At 62.8% G+C, this 17,629-nt stretch carries 17 protein-coding genes; 13 read left to right on the plus strand and 4 right to left on the minus strand.

Features of this window, described 5'->3' with window-relative positions; genetic code table 11:
* Window positions 1-2 precede the first annotated feature (2 nt).
* The 8 genes from HNO82_RS10365 to iscX all read left to right on the plus strand — a co-directional run bounded on the left by HNO82_RS10365 (window position 3) and on the right by iscX (window position 5,987).
* On the plus strand, window positions 3-1,256 hold the full coding sequence (locus tag HNO82_RS10365; protein ID WP_008330360.1) for an IscS subfamily cysteine desulfurase: 1,254 nt from the start codon (window positions 3-5) through the stop codon (window positions 1,254-1,256).
* Window positions 1,257-1,337: 81 nt separating this feature from the next.
* Window positions 1,338-1,736: a Fe-S cluster assembly scaffold IscU gene (gene iscU, locus HNO82_RS10370; RefSeq protein ID WP_008330359.1), complete on the plus strand. Its 399-nt coding sequence runs from the start codon at window positions 1,338-1,340 to the stop codon at window positions 1,734-1,736.
* A gap of 55 nt (window positions 1,737-1,791) precedes the next feature.
* A complete protein-coding gene (gene iscA, locus HNO82_RS10375) occupies window positions 1,792-2,115 on the plus strand; it encodes an iron-sulfur cluster assembly protein IscA (protein ID WP_006712826.1) in 324 nt (107 codons plus the stop codon).
* A 177-nt stretch (window positions 2,116-2,292) separates the two neighbouring features.
* Window positions 2,293-2,808, plus strand: a complete 516-nt coding sequence (gene hscB / locus HNO82_RS10380) for a Fe-S protein assembly co-chaperone HscB (RefSeq protein ID WP_175343651.1) — start codon at window positions 2,293-2,295, stop codon at window positions 2,806-2,808.
* A gap of 13 nt (window positions 2,809-2,821) precedes the next feature.
* A complete protein-coding gene (locus HNO82_RS10385; protein ID WP_175343652.1) occupies window positions 2,822-3,448 on the plus strand; it encodes a LysE family translocator in 627 nt (208 codons plus the stop codon).
* 45 nt (window positions 3,449-3,493) lie between these two features.
* Entirely contained in the window at window positions 3,494-5,359 is a 1,866-nt protein-coding gene (gene hscA / locus HNO82_RS10390; protein WP_008330355.1) for a Fe-S protein assembly chaperone HscA, read from the plus strand.
* A 61-nt stretch (window positions 5,360-5,420) separates the two neighbouring features.
* On the plus strand, window positions 5,421-5,759 hold the full coding sequence (fdx, locus tag HNO82_RS10395) for an ISC system 2Fe-2S type ferredoxin (protein WP_008330354.1): 339 nt from the start codon (window positions 5,421-5,423) through the stop codon (window positions 5,757-5,759).
* Window positions 5,760-5,792: 33 nt separating this feature from the next.
* Window positions 5,793-5,987 (plus strand): Fe-S cluster assembly protein IscX, encoded by a 195-nt coding sequence (gene iscX / locus HNO82_RS10400; protein ID WP_175343653.1) that lies wholly within the window; start codon window positions 5,793-5,795, stop codon window positions 5,985-5,987.
* Between the two features lie 80 nt (window positions 5,988-6,067).
* On the opposite strand, the gene HNO82_RS10405 is transcribed toward iscX, so the two are convergent.
* Together HNO82_RS10405 and HNO82_RS10410 are read right to left on the minus strand one after the other, a co-directional pair.
* Window positions 6,068-7,387, minus strand: a complete 1,320-nt coding sequence (locus tag HNO82_RS10405) for a DUF1501 domain-containing protein (RefSeq protein ID WP_175343654.1) — start codon at window positions 7,385-7,387, stop codon at window positions 6,068-6,070.
* Window positions 7,388-7,402: 15 nt separating this feature from the next.
* Window positions 7,403-8,944: a DUF1800 domain-containing protein gene (locus HNO82_RS10410; protein WP_175343655.1), complete on the minus strand. Its 1,542-nt coding sequence runs from the start codon at window positions 8,942-8,944 to the stop codon at window positions 7,403-7,405.
* Window positions 8,945-9,324: 380 nt separating this feature from the next.
* Between HNO82_RS10410 and HNO82_RS10415 the strand changes: the two genes are divergently transcribed.
* Together HNO82_RS10415 and HNO82_RS10420 are read left to right on the plus strand one after the other, a co-directional pair.
* Window positions 9,325-10,050: a response regulator transcription factor gene (locus HNO82_RS10415; protein WP_034350482.1), complete on the plus strand. Its 726-nt coding sequence runs from the start codon at window positions 9,325-9,327 to the stop codon at window positions 10,048-10,050.
* Entirely contained in the window at window positions 10,051-10,779 is a 729-nt protein-coding gene (locus HNO82_RS10420; protein WP_175343656.1) for a response regulator, read from the plus strand.
* A 24-nt stretch (window positions 10,780-10,803) separates the two neighbouring features.
* Here HNO82_RS10420 and HNO82_RS10425 read toward each other — a convergent pair whose 3' ends face one another.
* Window positions 10,804-11,265, minus strand: a complete 462-nt coding sequence (locus HNO82_RS10425; RefSeq protein WP_175343657.1) for a rhodanese-like domain-containing protein — start codon at window positions 11,263-11,265, stop codon at window positions 10,804-10,806.
* Between the two features lie 428 nt (window positions 11,266-11,693).
* Here HNO82_RS10425 and glnA point away from each other — a divergent pair, with 428 nt between their 5' ends.
* The 3 genes from glnA (at window position 11,694) to ntrC (ending at window position 15,984) form a co-directional block, all read left to right on the plus strand.
* A complete protein-coding gene (glnA, locus tag HNO82_RS10430; RefSeq protein WP_034331334.1) occupies window positions 11,694-13,109 on the plus strand; it encodes a type I glutamate--ammonia ligase in 1,416 nt (471 codons plus the stop codon).
* A 164-nt stretch (window positions 13,110-13,273) separates the two neighbouring features.
* Complete coding sequence (gene glnL, locus HNO82_RS10435) at window positions 13,274-14,347, plus strand: nitrogen regulation protein NR(II) (protein WP_008330334.1); 1,074 nt, start codon at window positions 13,274-13,276, stop codon at window positions 14,345-14,347.
* A gap of 137 nt (window positions 14,348-14,484) precedes the next feature.
* A complete protein-coding gene (gene ntrC, locus HNO82_RS10440; RefSeq protein ID WP_008330333.1) occupies window positions 14,485-15,984 on the plus strand; it encodes a nitrogen regulation protein NR(I) in 1,500 nt (499 codons plus the stop codon).
* Between the two features lie 177 nt (window positions 15,985-16,161).
* Here the strand turns inward: ntrC and HNO82_RS10445 are convergent, their stop codons facing one another.
* Window positions 16,162-17,445, minus strand: a complete 1,284-nt coding sequence (locus HNO82_RS10445) for an MFS transporter (RefSeq protein WP_008330332.1) — start codon at window positions 17,443-17,445, stop codon at window positions 16,162-16,164.
* Window positions 17,446-17,629 lie beyond the last annotated feature (184 nt).

The raw sequence follows: 17,629 nt of genomic DNA on the forward strand, positions 1-17,629 counted from the left end.
TTATGAACGCACCCCTGGAAAAAAGCCTGCTGGAGACCATCAAGGCTCCGCACTTCCCGATCTACATGGACTACTCGGCGACCACTCCGGTCGATCCGCGTGTGGCCGACAAGATGATTCCCTACCTGCGCGAGCAGTTCGGCAATCCCGCTTCGCGCAGCCACATGTATGGCTGGACCGCTGAAAAGGCCGTGGAAGAAGCGCGTGAAGAAGTCGCCAAACTGGTCAACGCGGATTCGCGCGAGATCATCTGGACTTCCGGCGCCACCGAGAGCAACAACCTGGCCATCAAGGGTGCGGCGCAGTTCTACAAGTCCAAGGGCAAGCACATCATCACCGTCAAGACCGAGCACAAGGCGGTGCTGGACACCTTCCGCGAGCTGGAGCGCGTGGGCTTCGAGGCTACTTACCTGCAGCCGCAGGACAATGGCCTGGTCACCGTCGAGCAGATCGCTGCCGCCGTGCGTCCGGATACCATCCTGGTCTCGGTCATGCTGGTGAACAATGAAATCGGCGTGATCCAGCCGGTGCCGGAAATCGGCGAGTTCTGCCGTTCCAAGGGCATCATCTTCCACAGCGATGCGGCGCAAGCCACCGGCAAGGTCAAGATCGATCTGGAGAACTGGAAGGTCGACCTGATGAGCTTCTCGGCTCACAAGAGCTACGGTCCGAAGGGCATCGGTGCCTTGTATGTGCGCCGCAAGCCGCGCGTGCGCATCGAAGCGCAGATGCACGGCGGCGGTCACGAGCGCGGCCTGCGTTCGGGCACCCTGGCCACGCACCAGATCGTCGGCATGGGTGAAGCTTTCCGCCTGGCACGTGAAGAGATGGACACTGAACTGGCGCACATCCGTGCTTTGCGCGACCGCCTGGCCAAGGGCCTGCAAGAGATCGAAGAGACCTACATCAACGGCGACATGGATCATCGCGTGCCGCACAACCTGAACGTGAGCTTCAACTACGTGGAAGGTGAATCGCTGATCATGGCCATCAAGGACATCGCCGTCTCCTCCGGTTCGGCCTGCACCTCGGCCAGTCTGGAGCCGTCCTACGTGCTGCGCGCCCTGGGTCGCAGCGATGAACTGGCGCACAGCTCGATTCGCTTCACCATCGGCCGCTTCACCACCGAGGAAGACATCGATTTCACCATCGAGCTGATCAAGAGCAAGGTCGGCAAGCTGCGCGAGCTGTCCCCGCTGTGGGACATGTACAAGGACGGCGTGGATCTGTCCACCATCCAGTGGGCGGCCCACTAAACCAGGATTCTGCCAGCCATCGCCAGCAGCCGCAGCAGGGCAGGGGCGATGGCCGAAACCATCATCTAGGGAGCAAAGAACATGTCTTATTCCGAAAAAGTACTCGACCACTATGAAAACCCCCGCAACGTCGGCGCCTTCGAAAAGGGCGACGAGACCGTGGGCACCGGCATGGTGGGTGCACCGGCCTGCGGCGACGTGATGAAGCTGCAGATCAAGGTCGGCGCCGATGGCGTCATCCAGGATGCCAAGTTCAAGACCTATGGCTGCGGTTCGGCCATCGCATCGTCCTCGCTGGTGACCGAATGGGTCAAGGGCAAGACCCTGGACGAAGCGCTGTCCATCAAGAACACCCAGATCGCTGAAGAACTGGCGCTGCCGCCGGTCAAGATCCACTGCTCCATCCTGGCCGAAGACGCCATCAAGGCTGCCGTGCAGGACTACAAGGCCAAGCACGGCGCGGAACAGAAGGCTGCCTGAGCGGCCTTTTTCCGACAGCGGTACTCGCGGTTTTCGATTTCGTAAGGCAAGCATCATGGCAATCACGTTGACAGAGAAGGCAGCAAAACACATCAGCCGCTACATGGAGCGCCGGGGCAAGGGCATCGGCCTGCGCCTGGGTGTGCGCACCACCGGCTGCTCCGGCCTGGCTTACAAGCTGGAGTATGTGGATGAACAATCCTCCGAAGACACCGTCTTCGAGTCGCATGGCGTGCGCGTCTTTGTCGATCCCAAGAGCCTGCCCTACATCGACGGCACCGAGCTGGACTTCGCCCGCGAAGGATTGAACGAAGGCTTCAAGTTCCAGAACCCCAACGTCAAGGACGAGTGCGGCTGCGGCGAAAGCTTCCGCATCTGATCTGCAGAGTCGGATCCTTGTCGATGCCGTCGCACCGGCTTTGCGGTGCGTGGTCAGTGCTTAGCCGATACCGTGACAGCCGTGTGATTGCTCCCGCCCGGGCTTGACCCTGTCACCGTATGCCGTCCCTGATGTGCCAAGCCTGTTGCAGTTCGACAGGCTTTTTATTTTTCAGACATGCAAAACCATTTTGACCTGTTCCAGCTGCCGCAACGTTTCGCCATCGACCTGAAGGCGCTGGAGCAGGCTTTCCATCGCGTGCAGAGCCAGGCGCATCCGGACAAGTTCGCCCACGCCAGCGATGCCGAGAAGCGCGTGGCCATGCAGTGGGCCACCCGCGCCAACGAGGCCTACCAGACGCTGAAGAATCCCTTGAAGCGTGCCCGCTATCTGTGCGAACTGCACGGCGTGGACCTGCAGACCGAATCCAATACTGCCATGGCGCCGGCCTTCCTGATGCAGCAGATGGAATGGCGCGAGACGCTCGATGACGCCAAGGCCGGCAAGGACATCGATGCCCTCGAAGAACTCAATACCGCACTGCTGGCAGAGAAGAAGGCCGAGATCGCCCGCATCGAAGCCTTGCTCGATGCCGGTGACTACGTCGCTGCTGGCAAGCTGGTGCGCCAGCTGATGTTCCTCGACAAGTTTGGTGCCGAGATCGGCGATGCCTTCGCCCTGATCGAAGGCTGACCGGAGATGCTCCATGCCTGATCTGTTCCTGTTCCTGCTGGCGGCGATGACGCTGACCCTGGCCCCCGGTCCGGACAATCTCTACGTGCTCACGCGCGGTATCGCCCAGGGGCGCAAGGCCGGCTTGGTGGCCGCAGCCGGTTTCTGTTCCGGACTGATCTTTCATACGCTGCTGGCCGTGCTGGGCTTTGCTGCGCTCATCAAGGCGTATCCGCCGGCCTATCACGCCCTGCAATATGCGGGTGCGGCCTACCTGGCCTATCTTGGCGTGCGCACGCTGCGCTCGGCCTCGGCCGGCATTGCGCTGTCCGCCGACGGGCAGGGCGCTGCCGCCGTGCCGCTGCGTCGCATCTACTGGCAAAGCGTGCTGGCCAACATGCTCAATCCCAAGGTGACGCTGTTCTTCATCGCCTTCCTGCCGCAATTCGTACAACGCGAAGCCGGGCATGAAGCCTTGCAGATGCTGGTCCTGGCGCTGGTCTTCATTGCGCAGGCCTTCGTCATCTTCAGCGCCATCGCCTTGTTTTCCGGCGCGGTCGGCGCCATGTTCCGCCGTCGCGCCTGCGCTTCCGTCCATCTGAATCGCCTGGCAGGCTGTGCCTTCATCGGCCTGGGCATCCGGATGGCCTTACCCGAATAACAGCGAGTCACATCGCTACAACGCTCCACGACGAGTCCACATCCTATGGCTTTACTGCAGATTTCCGAACCGGGCATGTCCACCGCGCCGCACCAGCGTCGTCTGGCCGTCGGCATCGACCTGGGTACCACCAATTCGCTGGTGGCGACCGTGCGCAACAGCATTCCCGAAGTCCTGGCCGATGACGACGGCCGCGTGTTGCTGCCCTCGATCGTGCGCTACCTGCCCAATGGCCATGCCCACATCGGCTACAAGGCCCAGGCTGCGCAAACCATCGATCCGCGCAATACCATCGTGTCGGTCAAGCGTTTCATGGGCCGTGGCCTGAAGGACATCGCCCACGCCGAGAACATGCCCTACGACTTCCAGGACCAGCCCGGCATGGTGCAGATCAAGACCGTGGCCGGCGTGAAGAGCCCGGTGGAAGTCTCGGCCCAGATCCTGGCCACGCTGCGCCAGACCGCCGAGGATGCCCTGGGCGACGATCTGGTGGGCGCCGTCATCACCGTGCCCGCCTACTTCGACGATGCCCAGCGCCAGGCCACCAAGGATGCGGCGCAACTGGCCGGTCTGAACGTGCTGCGTCTGCTCAACGAACCGACGGCCGCCGCCATTGCCTACGGTCTGGACAATGCCTCCGAAGGCATCTTCGCGGTCTATGACCTGGGCGGCGGCACCTTCGATATTTCCATCCTCAAGCTCACCCGCGGCGTGTTCGAAGTCCTGTCCACGGGCGGCGATTCGGCGCTCGGTGGTGACGATTTCGATCATCGCCTGTTCTGCTGGATCAGCCACGAAGCCCAGCTGCAGCCGCTGTCGGATGAAGACACGCGCCTCTTGATGGTCAAGGCGCGCGAAGTCAAGGAGCTGCTCTCCAGCAAGGAAGAAGTACAGATCGATGCGGTCCTGAAGTCCGGTGAGGAAGTGCACCTGTCCATCACCGCTGCGCAATTCAACGAGATCACCCAGCATCTGGTGGCCAAGACCATGGCCCCGGTGCGCAAGGCACTGCGCGACGCCAGCCTGACCGTGGAAGACGTCGACGGCGTGGTCCTGGTCGGCGGTGCCACCCGCATGCCGCACATCCGCCGTGCGGTGGGCGAGTTCTTCAAGACCAATCCGCTGTCCAATATCGACCCCGACAAGGTGGTGGCACTGGGCGCGGCCGTGCAGGCCAACCTGCTGGCCGGCAACCGCGCACCGGGGGACGACTGGCTGTTGCTGGACGTGATCCCGCTGTCGCTGGGCATCGAAACCATGGGCGGGCTGGCCGAGAAGGTCATCCCGCGCAACTCCACCATCCCCTGCGCACGTGCCCAGGAATTCACCACCTTCAAGGATGGCCAGACTGCCATGGCGATCCACGTGGTGCAGGGCGAGCGCGAGCTGGTGGCCGATTGCCGCTCGCTGGCGCGCTTCGAACTGCGCGGCATTCCCCCCATGGCGGCCGGTGCGGCGCGTATCCGCGTGACTTACCAGGTCGATGCCGATGGCTTGCTGGCCGTGTCGGCGCGCGAGATGACCTCGGGCGTGGAAGCTTCCATCACCGTGAAGCCCTCGTACGGCCTGGGCGATGACGAGATCGCCCGCATGCTGCAGGAGTCCTTCAGCTCGGCAGATGAAGACATGCAGCGCCGCGCCCTGCGTGAAGAGCAGGTCGAAGCCGAACGCATCGTCCTGGCTACCCGTTCGGCGCTGCAGGCCGATGCCGCGTTGCTGTCGGAAGAGGAGCGCGTGGCCATCGAAGCACAGATCGAGGCCGTTAGCGCCGCCGCGCAAGGCAGCGATCATCTCGCCATCAAGGCGGCGGTCGATGCGCTGGCACACGGTACTGAAGAATTCGCCGCACGGCGCATGGACCGCAGCGTCCACGCCGCCTTGACCGGCAAGAAACTGGATGAAGTCGCGTAAGCGATTTCTTCACCCGCACACTGCACACTGTAGACACGATAGACAAGACACGAGAGCCACCATGCCCCAGATCGTCATCCTCCCCCATCCGGTCCTTTGCCCCGAAGGCTCGGTGATCGACGCCCCCGCCGGCAAGACTCTGTGCGATGCGCTGCTGGACAGCGACATCGACATCGAACACGCCTGCGAAAAATCCTGCGCCTGTACCACCTGCCACGTCGTCATCCGTGAAGGCTTCGAGACCCTCGGAGAACCGACCGACAAGGAAGAAGATCTGCTGGACATGGCCTGGGGCCTGGAAGCCACGTCCCGCCTGTCCTGCCAGGTAGTGCTGGGCGAAGAGGATCTGACCGTCGAAATTCCCAAGTACACCATCAACCACGCTTCCGAAAACCACTGAGCGCGGTTTCATCGCCGTGCAAGGGAGACTGACATGAAATGGACTGATACCCAGCAGATTGCCGAGGAACTTTACGACAAGTTTTCCGATGTCGATCCCAAGACCATCCGCTTTACCGACCTGCATCGCTGGGTGATGGAGCTGGAGGGGTTCGAGGATGATCCCAATCGGTCTGGAGAGCGCATTCTGGAGGCGATTCAGGCGGCGTGGATTGCTGAGGCGGAGTGAGCTTCGCCTGCTGATACTCCAATGAAAAAACCGTATCCATCGATGCGGTTTTTTTTACGTCTGGAATTCGCTGCGCTGTCTTAGACAAAGAGCGCAGGCACACCTTTGGAACCCGCAGCATATTGGGGAAAAATTTTCTCCAATGCCTGATCCGAAATGCGCATATGCCGCTCCGACAGTGAGCACAAGACCGCGCGGAAGTCCGTCGTGATCGCCAGATCACGCCCTTCGTTCAAGGCTGTCTGCGTCAGCCCCGGCCATTGACCATAGATCTTGCCGCCGCGCAGATTGCCCCCCATCAGCCACATCGCATTGCCGTGACCATGATCGGTACCACCATTGCCATTCTCCCGGAAGGTGCGACCGAATTCGGACATCACCACGATCACCGTGTCATTGAAGGCCGGCCCCAGTTCGCGCGCCAGCGTGGCCAGGCCGGTGGCCAGCGGCGAGAGTCGTCCGGCCAGTTGCCCTGTGCCATTGCCCTGACCGATGTGCGTATCCCAGCCACCCACGGCGAGGAAGGCCAGGCGGATACGCGGGTCATGCCGCATCAGCCGCCCCAGACGTGCCGTATCCATGGACAGTCCATTGGGCAGCGGCGCGCCATTGTTGGCCATCTGCTGCTCCTGGCTGTTGATCTCGGCCATGAGCTGCTTGCGCGCGGCCATGCCATCGCGATAAGCCTTGTCCAGCGCATCATTGCCACCATACAGCGGATCGAAGACCCGGCTCCAGCGCGGCTGGTCGATCATGCTCGGACGCGTGGCCTCGCGTCCGGTCTGCAGATTGGCTGCGACGTGATGGCCGCTGAGGATGCGTGGTGTGGCGCTGCCGACGTTGATGGCCTGCAGCGGCGACTGCGCCGGTGGCAGGTAATCCATCATCCGGTTGAGCCAGCCGTCGCGCGTAGTGTGCTGGCCGGGGGTGCCGGTTTCCATATAATCCTGGGCCTCGAAGTGCGAACGCGAGCCATCCGGCGAACCCGAGGCATGCACGAAGGCCAGCTGGCCGCTTTCCCAATACGCCATCAGGGGCTGCAGGGCCGGATGCAGGCCGAAGTAGCCGGTCAGGTCCAGCGCACCATTGGCCTGGCCGGGACGGGCCACTGCAATGCTCGGACGCGCCTGGTAATACAGCGGATCACCATGCGGTACCACGACGTTGAGCCCATCGACCGCCCCGCGCAGGAACACCACCACCATGCGCGGCGCACCGTCACCCTGCGCGTGCGGGCGCGGGGCAGGGGAACCATAGGCCACCCTGCCGGAGCCGTGACTGCTGCGGCCGATGCTCTGGTCGCCGGTAGGGACGACGGCGCAACCGGACAGGCCGACCGGTACCAGGATGGCGCCGCTGCCGGCAGCTCCCAGGTAACGAAGAAAATGGCGGCGATTCATACGGGCCTCAAGCGCTTAGCGTTTCATGAAATCGGGACTGCCCAGGATCAGGGCGGCGCGCTGATTCTCGGGCGCGGCCTCGATCTGGGCGGTGGTGGCGGGCGTGATGGCCGGGCCCAGCACCCGCAGCAAGGATTGCGGGTCCAGTGGCGCAGCCTCGGCATTGGCGGGCGCGGGCGCACCTTCGACGCGGGCAATCGGTGACTTGCCGCTGGCCAGATGGCCGGCAAAATTGATCCGCCGCAGCAGTGCCCCCGGGTTGAGCCAGGCCGCCTGCGAATACTTGTAGCCTTCCGGCGTGAGCCAGCCATAGAGCGGCATGCCGGATTGTCCCAACTCGCCGTTGACCGGCTTGACGTTGCGTACCGGGATGGCGCCCGCACGCAGGGCCGAGACCACGAACTGATACGGTGTCTTGAACTGCGTCTGGTAATTGCTGCGCGCCCAGAATTGCGGACTCTCGAACAGAGCCTGCAACACGGCCCGGATATCGCCATGGGTGGCCAGGAATGTTTGCGAGAGCTTGTTCACCAGCGCCGGATCGGGCTGGTCGGCGACGAAGTATTGCACCAGTTGCGTCGAGATGAAGCGCGCCGTCGACGGATGACTGGCCAGCATATCCAGCGCCGCTTCGCCCTCCTGATAGCCGCTGGCCAGCAGGGGTTTGCCGAGGAAGGTCTTGGGGCCGGGGTCATGCCGTTGCGCCGCAAAGCGGAAGGGCGAGGCGCCGGCCTTCATGGCCCCCACGTCGATGGTCCAGCCCGAGAGGATGCGCGCCAGGGTGATCACATCGGCCTGCACATAGCCGCCATCCACGCCCAGGGTATGCAGCTCCATCAGTTCACGTGCGTAGTTCTCGTTGAGTCCCTTGAAACGCCCGCGCGCACCGGGCGTGCCGGCCCCGCTGGAGAGCCAGTTGTCGAGGTAGTAGAGCATGGCCGGATGATGCGCCACCGCGCCCAGCAGGTCGCGGAACTTGCCCAGGGCATAGGGGCGGATGGCGTTCTTTTCATAGTCGCCGACCCAGTAGCGTACCCACTCCTTGCCTTCGAAGACGTTGAAGTGATTGACCCAGAATTCGGTCATCACTTCTTCCAGCTGGCGCGGACTCTCGGTGGCTTGCAGCAGCCGCGCCATGTGCCACTGCGGGGGCAGCTCGCGTGCTGCCCGTTGCCGCGCCGCCTGTCGCTCCTCCTTGCTGGCGCTGCGGTCGAAGGAGGGCGGACCATAATCGTCAAACAACTGCGTCGCCGTCATCTGCAGGGCCGGCAAGGCGGCCAGACGCGCCTGCAGATCTTCGGGCAAGGGGATGCGCTCGGGATGCAGCTGCAGGTCGATGTAGCGCTTGACGCCCATGCGTTCCACCTGCTCCAGATCGCCCGGACGCGGACCATAGCCCAGGCGGTTGAGCACGTGCAGGGCGCGCTCCGGTTGCGAGAGCGGGAGCGTACCCGCGACCGGCTCGGCAGCCCGGGCCTGCCCCAGGGTGCAGGACGCCAGCGCCAGCACCAGCCAAGTCGCGCGGTAAAGAGGGAAACGCTGGAAGGGCGCTGGCATCGACGAGCCTCGGGAGATCGGAAAAAGTGGAGACGAACTGCGGCCCAGTATGGTCAAGGGCCTGCAGGCGGGCTGTAATAAAGTGTAATGCGTGGCTTGGCGCCTGCCGTGAAGTGCAGCGATGGCCATCGTACGCCACGGTAGCGCAGCCAACATTCCTCTTCATACACGGTGTTACAAAGCTGACGCCTTCGTCAGCTTCCCGCAAGCGCGGTAAAGTATAAAAAACCTGCGATTTCTCACTGTTTTTCAGACGATTCTTATGCGCCGACGGGCGCCGCTCCACCACAATAACGGCTTTGTCGGCGGGTCGGTTTCCAGGGGGAGCTGACGCTGCAGCGCAGCAGCTTCACATGATCAGAATTCGAGGGGGAGAGGGCATGACATGGACCTTGGCATCGGGGATGCGCATTGCGCTGCTGGACGACCACGCCGTGGTTCGTTACGGCCTGGCCAAGCGCCTGGCCGAGGAGCCCGACTTCACGGTGGTCGGCGCCTTCGCCTCCAGCCGGGAGCTGATGGCGGCCTTGCGGGCCTCACCGGCTGATTTGCTGCTCATCGATTATTCGCTGGGCAGCAATGACATCGACGGTCTGAACCTGATTCGCGCCTTGCGTGTGCGTTTCCCCCGCGCCAAGATCCTGGTGACCTCGGCCCACAGCAGCCCGGCGACGGTAGCCATGGCGATGAAGGCCGGCGCGCGCGGCTTCGTGAGCAAATCGCAGGAACTGGCCGAGCTGATCCTGGCCATTCGTACCATCAGTCGTGGACGTGAATATCTGAACAGCGCCATGACACGCGAGCTGGCCATCATGCAGGCCGCCGAGGCGGCCACTCGCAGCCAGCCCGAGGTGCGCCCGCCGCGACGGCGTACGCGCAGCACCGAAACCTCGCCAGACACCCTGTCGGACATGCCCAGCCTGTCGCCGCGCGAACGTGAAGTCCTGCGCTGTTGCCTGGATGGCATGTCGGTGACCGAAATCGCCGAAAAATTTGCACGCAGCGTCAAGACCATCAGCGGACAGAAGCAGTCGGCCTTCCGCAAGCTGGGCGTGCGCAGTGACAACGAATTGTTCAAGATCGAATATCAGATCAAGGAGCTGTAAATGCCGCATCAGAGGGAAAGCGCAGTGACCAGGCAGAATGAACCGGGCGTACTGCTGGTTGATGATTCGGTCACCATCCGCTACGCCATGCAGAATCGCCTGCAGCGGCTGGGCTGCCAGGTCGATTGCGTGGCCGATGGCAGCAGTGCGCTGGCCGCCATCCGGGCGCGGCCTTATGGACTGGTCCTGCTGGACTGCTTCCTGCCCGACATCCCCGGACAGGAAGTGGCGCGCCAGGTCCGGCGTCTGGAACAGGAGCAGCGCCAGCGTCCCTATACGCCCCTGATCGGCATTTCCGCCGAGGCCGATGCCCAGCACGTGCAGCGCTGTCTGGACAGCGGCATGGACGGCATGCTGGCCAAGCCCCTGCAGACCCAGGCCATTCGTCGGCTGCTGGCGCTCTGGTGCGATCACGACACCGAAGACGAAGGCGAGGTCGCCACGCCCGAGCAGGAATACGGCCAGGACCTGGACCGGCTGTTCCTGCAAACCACCCGCCATGATCTGGCCGCGCTGGAGCAGGCCAGCCTGCTGGGGGACCGGGCGCGCATGGCGCAGCTTGCGCACCGCATGAAGGGCGCGGCCCTGACCATGGGGCGGCTGGAGCTGGTGGCCTTGCTGGATTGCGTGGAAGAAGCGCTGCGCGCCGACGCCGACGGCCAGCAAGCCATCAGCCTGCTGTTGCAGTCGCTGGCCAGCGCCCTGCAGGCGCGCAGCCTGCAGACCTGAAGGGCCTGCGCAGGTGGTGCAGTCTCAGGCCCCGACCCAGGGCAGGCCGGCGTGGCACCAGCCTTCGATGGTCTTGCGATGGCCGTTGGCGTCCTTGTTGCCTTCGAAACCCTCGAGAATGTCGAAGCAACGCGTGTAACCCGTTTCCGTGGCCAGCTTGGCCGCATGCCTGGAACGCACGCCCGAGCGGCACAGGAACAGCAATACCTCGTCCGGCCGGGCGACTTCCTGCAGTTGCTCCAGGAATTGCGGATTGGGCTTGCCTTCGGGGTAGAGATTCCACTGCACCGCCAGGTGTTGCGCCGGCGGGATCTGGACCACGCCCACCCAGTCGCGCTCGGCGCGGGTGCGTACGTCGACCAGCTTGATGGCGGGATCGGATTGCAGCAGGGCCAGGGCTTCCTGCGGTGTCACGGCACCGGCGTAGGGCAGATGGCCGTCGGCGGCACGGTGGGCGGCAGTACTGAGAATGGATGCGTTGCTCATGGGAAAAGTCTCTGAAGAAGAAGGAACAGCGGACAAATGATTTTAAACAATATAAACAGTTAGGCAATTTTCCCAGGCCGGTGCATGCTTTCTCATCGGCAAGCAGTCTGCCCCAACACGGCGCATGCACATCGTTGGTGCAATTTGCTGCTTTCGTCAAATGATTGCATTTTTATGGTGCATTTTTATCGAGATGCACTAAAAGAATGCAATCTATCCGTAGTGCTGCACCGCGCTTGCTGCCCGGATGGCCGCGCCCTCCCTAAAATATTCCATTATTGGCGCACCTGAAAGGTTGGTGGCATGGAATCTGCTATCATCCGCGACTGAGTTCGGCGCAAGACCGTTGTATCAAATGCAAAGATCCAGTCGCAAAAAAACGGCTCAACACCCCAATTTATACTACTTCCTCGTTTTAGGAGATTCGCATGGCAAGGACGGCCGCAGAGGTTTTGAAGATGGTGAAGGACAACGAAGTCAAGTTTGTCGACTTCCGTTTCGCTGACACCCGTGGCAAGGAACAGCACGTTTCCGTGCCTGTTTCGCATTTCGACATCGACAAGTTCGAATCCGGTCACGCCTTCGACGGTTCGTCGATCGCCGGCTGGAAGGGTATCGAAGCCTCCGACATGCTGCTGATCCCGGACCCGAACACCGCCAACATCGACCCGTTCATGGAAGAGACCACCCTCTTCATGCAGTGTGACGTGATCGAACCGTCCGACGGCAAGGGTTACGACCGCGATCCGCGCTCCATCGCCAAGCGCGCTGAAGCGTACCTGAAGTCCTCCGGCCTGGGCGACACCGCCTACTTCGGTCCGGAACCCGAATTCTTCATCTTCGACGGCGTGCGTTGGGGTGCCGACATGTCCGGTTCCTTCGTCAAGATCGACTCCGAAGAAGCTTCCTGGAGCACCGGCGCCAAGATCGAAGGCGGCAACTCCGGCCACCGTCCGACCGTCAAGGGCGGCTACTTCCCGGTTCCCCCGGTCGACAGCTTCCAGGACATGCGTTCGGAAATGTCCCTGATCCTGGAATCCCTGGGCATCCCCGTCGAAGTGCACCACCACGAAGTGGCTGGCGCTGGCCAGAACGAACTGGGCACCAAGTTCTCGACCCTGGTCGAGCGCGCTGACTGGACCCAGACCCTGAAGTACGTGATCTGGAACGTCGCCCACACCTACGGCAAGACCGCGACCTTCATGCCCAAGCCCCTGGTTGGCGACAACGGTTCCGGCATGCACGTGCACCAGTCCGTCTGGAAGGATGGCAAGAACCTGTTCGCTGGCGACGGCTATGCCGGCCTGTCCGAGTTCGCGCTGTACTACATCGGCGGCATCATCAAGCACGCCAAGGCGCTGAACGCCATCACCAACCCTGGCACCAACTCGTACAAGCGTCTGGTCCCCGGCTTTGAAGCACCGGTCAAGCTGGCCTACTCGGCCCGCAACCGTTCCGCTTCGATCCGTATCCCGCACGTGGCCAACCCGAAGGGCCGCCGCATCGAGACCCGTTTCCCGGATCCCCTGGCCAACCCGTACCTGTGCTTCTCGGCCCTGCTGATGGCCGGTCTGGATGGCGTGCAGAACAAGATCCACCCGGGCGAAGCGGCTACCAAGGACCTGTACCACCTGCCGCCGGAAGAAGACAAGCTGATCCCGACCGTCTGCGCCTCGCTGGACGAAGCTCTGGAACACCTGGACAAGGACCGCGAGTTCCTGACCCGTGGTGGCGTCTTCACCGACAGCATGATCGATGCCTACATCGAGCTGAAGATGCAGGAAGTCCAACGCTTCCGCATGACCACGCACCCGATCGAATTCGACATGTACTACTCGCTGTAATCGAATCCGCATCCGGAGAAAAAGGGGAAGCTTGCTTCCCCTTTTTTTATGCCCGGCATGCCCTCCATGCCGGGTAGTGCGCCCGGAAATTGCTAGTCAGGACGGATCAAGGACTGCGCCAGAGCGCGCCAGAAGACATGACCCCAGGCACCACGAATGCTCCCATGAAGACACCGCTTCCTTCCCTCGATGGCCTTGACCTGCTGGCCTCGGCCGTGATCATCCTCGATGCCAACGGCGGCATCGTCTACGCCAATGCTGCCGCCGAGAACCTGCTGGAGAGCTCCTTCAAGGTACTCTCACAACAGAAGCTGTCGGAGCTCTTCCTCAATGGCAAGGAGCTCACCGCGCTGTTCTACCAGGCCATCGAACACCAGTTCGCCGACAAGCGCCTGGACCTGGTGCTGGAACGCGCCAACCGCGAGCCGCTGCAGGTCCATACCATCGTCACGCCGCTGGACAGCAGCGACTGGCCGGTGCTGCTGGAGCTGCGCGAGAACGTGCAGCAACTCAAGCTCGATCGCGAAGAACGCATGTTCGACCAGAGCCAGGCCAACAAGGAACTCATCCGCAACCTGGCCCACGAGATCAAGAATCCGCTGGGCGGCATCCGTGGCGCAGCGCAGCTGCTGGAGTTGGAACTGCCCGAGCGGCACTTGAAGGAATTGCGCGAATACACCCAGGTCATCATCAAGGAAGCCGACCGCCTGCAGACCCTGGTGGATCGCCTGCTGGCCCCGCACCGCCATCCGCACATCGTCGGCGACGTCAACATCCACGAAGTCTGCGAGCGCGTGCGCAGCCTGGTGATGGCCGAGTTTCCGCAGGGGCTCACCATCAAGCGCGACTATGACCTCTCCATTCCCGAGTTCCGGGGAGACAAGGAGCAGCTGATCCAGGCCGTGCTCAACATCGTCCACAACGCCGCACAAGCGCTGGCCGACCGTATCCGTGCCGGTGATGGCGAGCTGATCCTGCGCACGCGCGTCTCGCGTCAGGTGACGCTATCCAAGGTCCGATACCGGCTGGCACTAGACTTGCATATCATCGATAACGGTCCGGGCATTCCCCCCGACATCCAGGAAAGAATCTTCTATCCCCTGGTATCGGGTCGGGAGGGTGGCAGCGGACTGGGGCTGACTCTGGCGCAGACCTTCGTGCATCAGCACATGGGCGTGATTGAATGCGACAGCCGGCCTGGTTGTACCGATTTCAGAATACTTATACCGCTGCCGTGAGCATGGCCGCAGGCGGCGCGCCAAAGCCGAGTGGACGCAGGGCTTCCCGTCCACCAAGGGGGCTGCGGACAGGGCGCCAGAAGCGCCGTGGATCGCGGGAGCATTAACAGCATGACCAACGCAGGAAGATGTGATTTATGAAGCCAATCTGGATTGTTGACGACGACGAATCGATACGCTGGGTGCTCGAAAAAGCACTGGCCCGAGAAAATCTCGCCACGCAGAGTTTTTCCAGCGCCCGTGATGCCATGGCGGCGCTGCAGAACGGCACGCCGCAGGTGCTGGTCTCGGACATCCGCATGCCCGGCGCCTCCGGCCTGGAGCTGCTGCAGACCATCAAGGCCAAGCACCCCGGCATCCCGGTCATCATCATCACCGCTTTCTCGGACCTGGATTCGGCGGTCTCGGCCTTCCAGGGCGGTGCCTTTGAATACCTGGCCAAGCCCTTCGACGTCGACAAGGCGGTCGAGCTGATCCGTCGCGCGCTCGACGAAAGCCTGCGCGAGACCGACATCGAGCAGGGCGCCGCCCAGACTCCCGAGATTCTCGGCCAGGCGCCCGCGATGCAGGACGTGTTCCGTGCCATCGGTCGCCTGTCGCAATCCAACGTGACGGTGTTGATCACCGGCGAATCCGGTTCCGGCAAGGAGCTGGTGGCACGTGCCCTGCACAAGCACAGCCCGCGCGCCAGCCAGCCTTTCGTGGCGCTCAACACCGCAGCCATTCCCAAGGATTTGCTGGAATCCGAACTGTTCGGCCATGAACGCGGTGCCTTCACCGGCGCGCAAGCCATGCGCCGTGGCCGTTTCGAACAGGCCGAGGGGGGTACGCTGTTCCTCGATGAAATCGGCGACATGCCGCTGGACCTGCAGACGCGCCTCTTGCGCGTGCTCTCGGATGGTCACTTCTATCGTGTCGGCGGCCATCAGTCGCTCAAGGCCAATGTACGCGTCATTGCGGCCACCCACCAGAATCTGGAGCAGCGTGTACGTGAAGGTTTGTTCCGCGAGGACTTGTACCATCGCCTGAACGTGATCCGTCTGCGCCTGCCCAGCCTGCGCGAACGCAGCGAGGATATTCCCATCCTGGCCCGCTACTTCCTGGCACAGAGTGCTCGCCAGCTGGGCGTGGAAGCCAAGCGCCTGTCGCCGCAGGCCATGCAGTTCCTGTCGCAGCTGGAGTTCCCCGGCAACGTGCGCCAGCTGGAAAACCTGTGCAACTGGATCACCGTGATGGCCCCGGGCCAGACCGTGGAGATCAAGGACCTGCCGCAAGATCTGGTGGAAGAGCGCGTGCATGCGCCGCAACCGGCGCAGATCGTCTCCGCCCCGGCCTCGGCGGCTGCCGTGGCCGCACCGGTGGTGTATGCCGACCCGGCTGCTGCGGCGGCACCAGTGGATGCGGTGGCTGGCAACTGGATCTCGCTGCTGGAAGTGGAAGCGGCCCAGATGCTGGCCTCCGAACAGCCCGAGGTGATGGATATCCTCGGTCGCCAGTTCGAAGCGGCGCTCATCAAGATCGCGTTGAAGCATACCCACGGTCGCAAGAATGACGCAGCCGTCCGCCTGGGCATCGGTCGCAACACCATCACCCGCAAGATCCAGGAACTGGGTATCGGCGGCGCGGAAGACGACTGAAGCACAACTTAACCATCAAGCAGGGGAGGTCTGCCCGCGAGCCGCCGCGCGGGCAGGATCAGCAAGGGGAAGAGGCGGCGGCCATAAAAAAGGAAATGGCCTGGATCGCGAGATCCAGGCCATTTTTATTGGGCGCTTCGTAAACGATTTATATCATTTACGCAACGATGCGAAGCATCAGCGCAGACGCAACACGAAACGCGCCGCCACGGTGGCCATCAGGCTCAGCACCGCGCCGAAGATGACGAAGTAGCTCACCGACAGCTTGTCGCCGGTGAAGTCGATCAACCAGGTGATGATGAGGCCGGCGAAGCCGCCGAAGATGGTCACGGCGATGTTATAGGCCAACGACATGCCGGTGCCGCGCGTGGCCACCGGGAAGATGTCGGCCAGCAGTGCCGGCATCGCGGCGAAATACATGGTCATGAGCACACCGATGACGGTCTGCAGCAACAGCAGTTGCAGGAAGCCCGGCGAGTGGGTCAGGAACACGAACATCGGATAGGTCAGCACGATGTAGAGCGCGCTGCTGGTGATCATGAAGGGGGTACGACCGATCTTGTCGGAGAGCTTGCCCACCAGTGGCGAGCCGATGAACATGATCAGGCCGGCCACCGACATCGCGGCAAACGAGGACCAGGCCGGCAGCCCCAGCTGCTTGACGGCATAGGTGGGGATGTACAGCGACAGGTACACCGAGACGGTGGCCATGATGACGCTGCCGGTACCGATCAGCAGGCGCATCTTCTGGTGGGTGAAGGTGTCGCGCAGGGGCGCGTCGGTCTTCTCGCTGGATTCCTTGAATTCGGGCGCTTCATCCAGGTGACGACGGATGTAGATGCCGGCCGGGGCGATCAGTAGACCGAAGATGAAGGGTACGCGCCAGCCCCAGGAGGACAACTGCTCGGGTGTGAGCATGTTGTTGAGCACGGCGCCGAAGATGGCGGCCAGCAGCAGGCTGATGCCCTGGCTGGCCACCTGCCAGCTGGAGAAGAAGCCGCGACGGTGCGGTGCGTGTTCCACCAGGAAGGCGGTGGAGCTGCCGAACTCGCCACCGGCGGAGAAGCCCTGGATCATCTTGCCCAGTGCGATGCCGGCCGGTGCCAGCATGCCGATGCTGGCATAGCTGGGCATGAATGCGATCATGGCGGTGCCCACCGTCATGAGCATGATGGACAGCATCAGCGCGGCCTTGCGACCGGCGCGGTCGGAGTACGCACCCAGCACCACTGCACCCAGCGGACGCATGAAGAAGGACACGCCGAAGGTGGCGAAGGTCAGCAGCAGCGAGACGTTGTCATCCCCGGTGGGGAAGAACTGCTTGGCGATGACTACCGCGAAGGCGCCATAGATAAGGATGTCGAACCATTCGAGCGCATTGCCGATGGAGGACGAGATGATCGCACGCCGCGCTTGCGGATGCGTGGTGCCGGCGCCAGGCGCCGCGGTATTGCTGGTCATGGAGACTCCCTGATGGATACGTGGATGGAGGAGCAGCACGCCGTTCCGACCCTGGCGGGGCAGACGGCTGCCTGGCTGTATATGGATGGTTGTGGGCTCCGCGTGACGGCCGCAGCCGTTACAGCGGGCGAGCATAGGCGGGGCGATGCGGCACTGTCAAGGCGCAGTGCGGGGGATTATCAGG

Origin of the sequence: Herbaspirillum sp. C9C3 (genome assembly GCF_013359625.1) — a bacterium.
GTDB lineage: Bacteria > Pseudomonadota > Gammaproteobacteria > Burkholderiales > Burkholderiaceae_D > Herbaspirillum.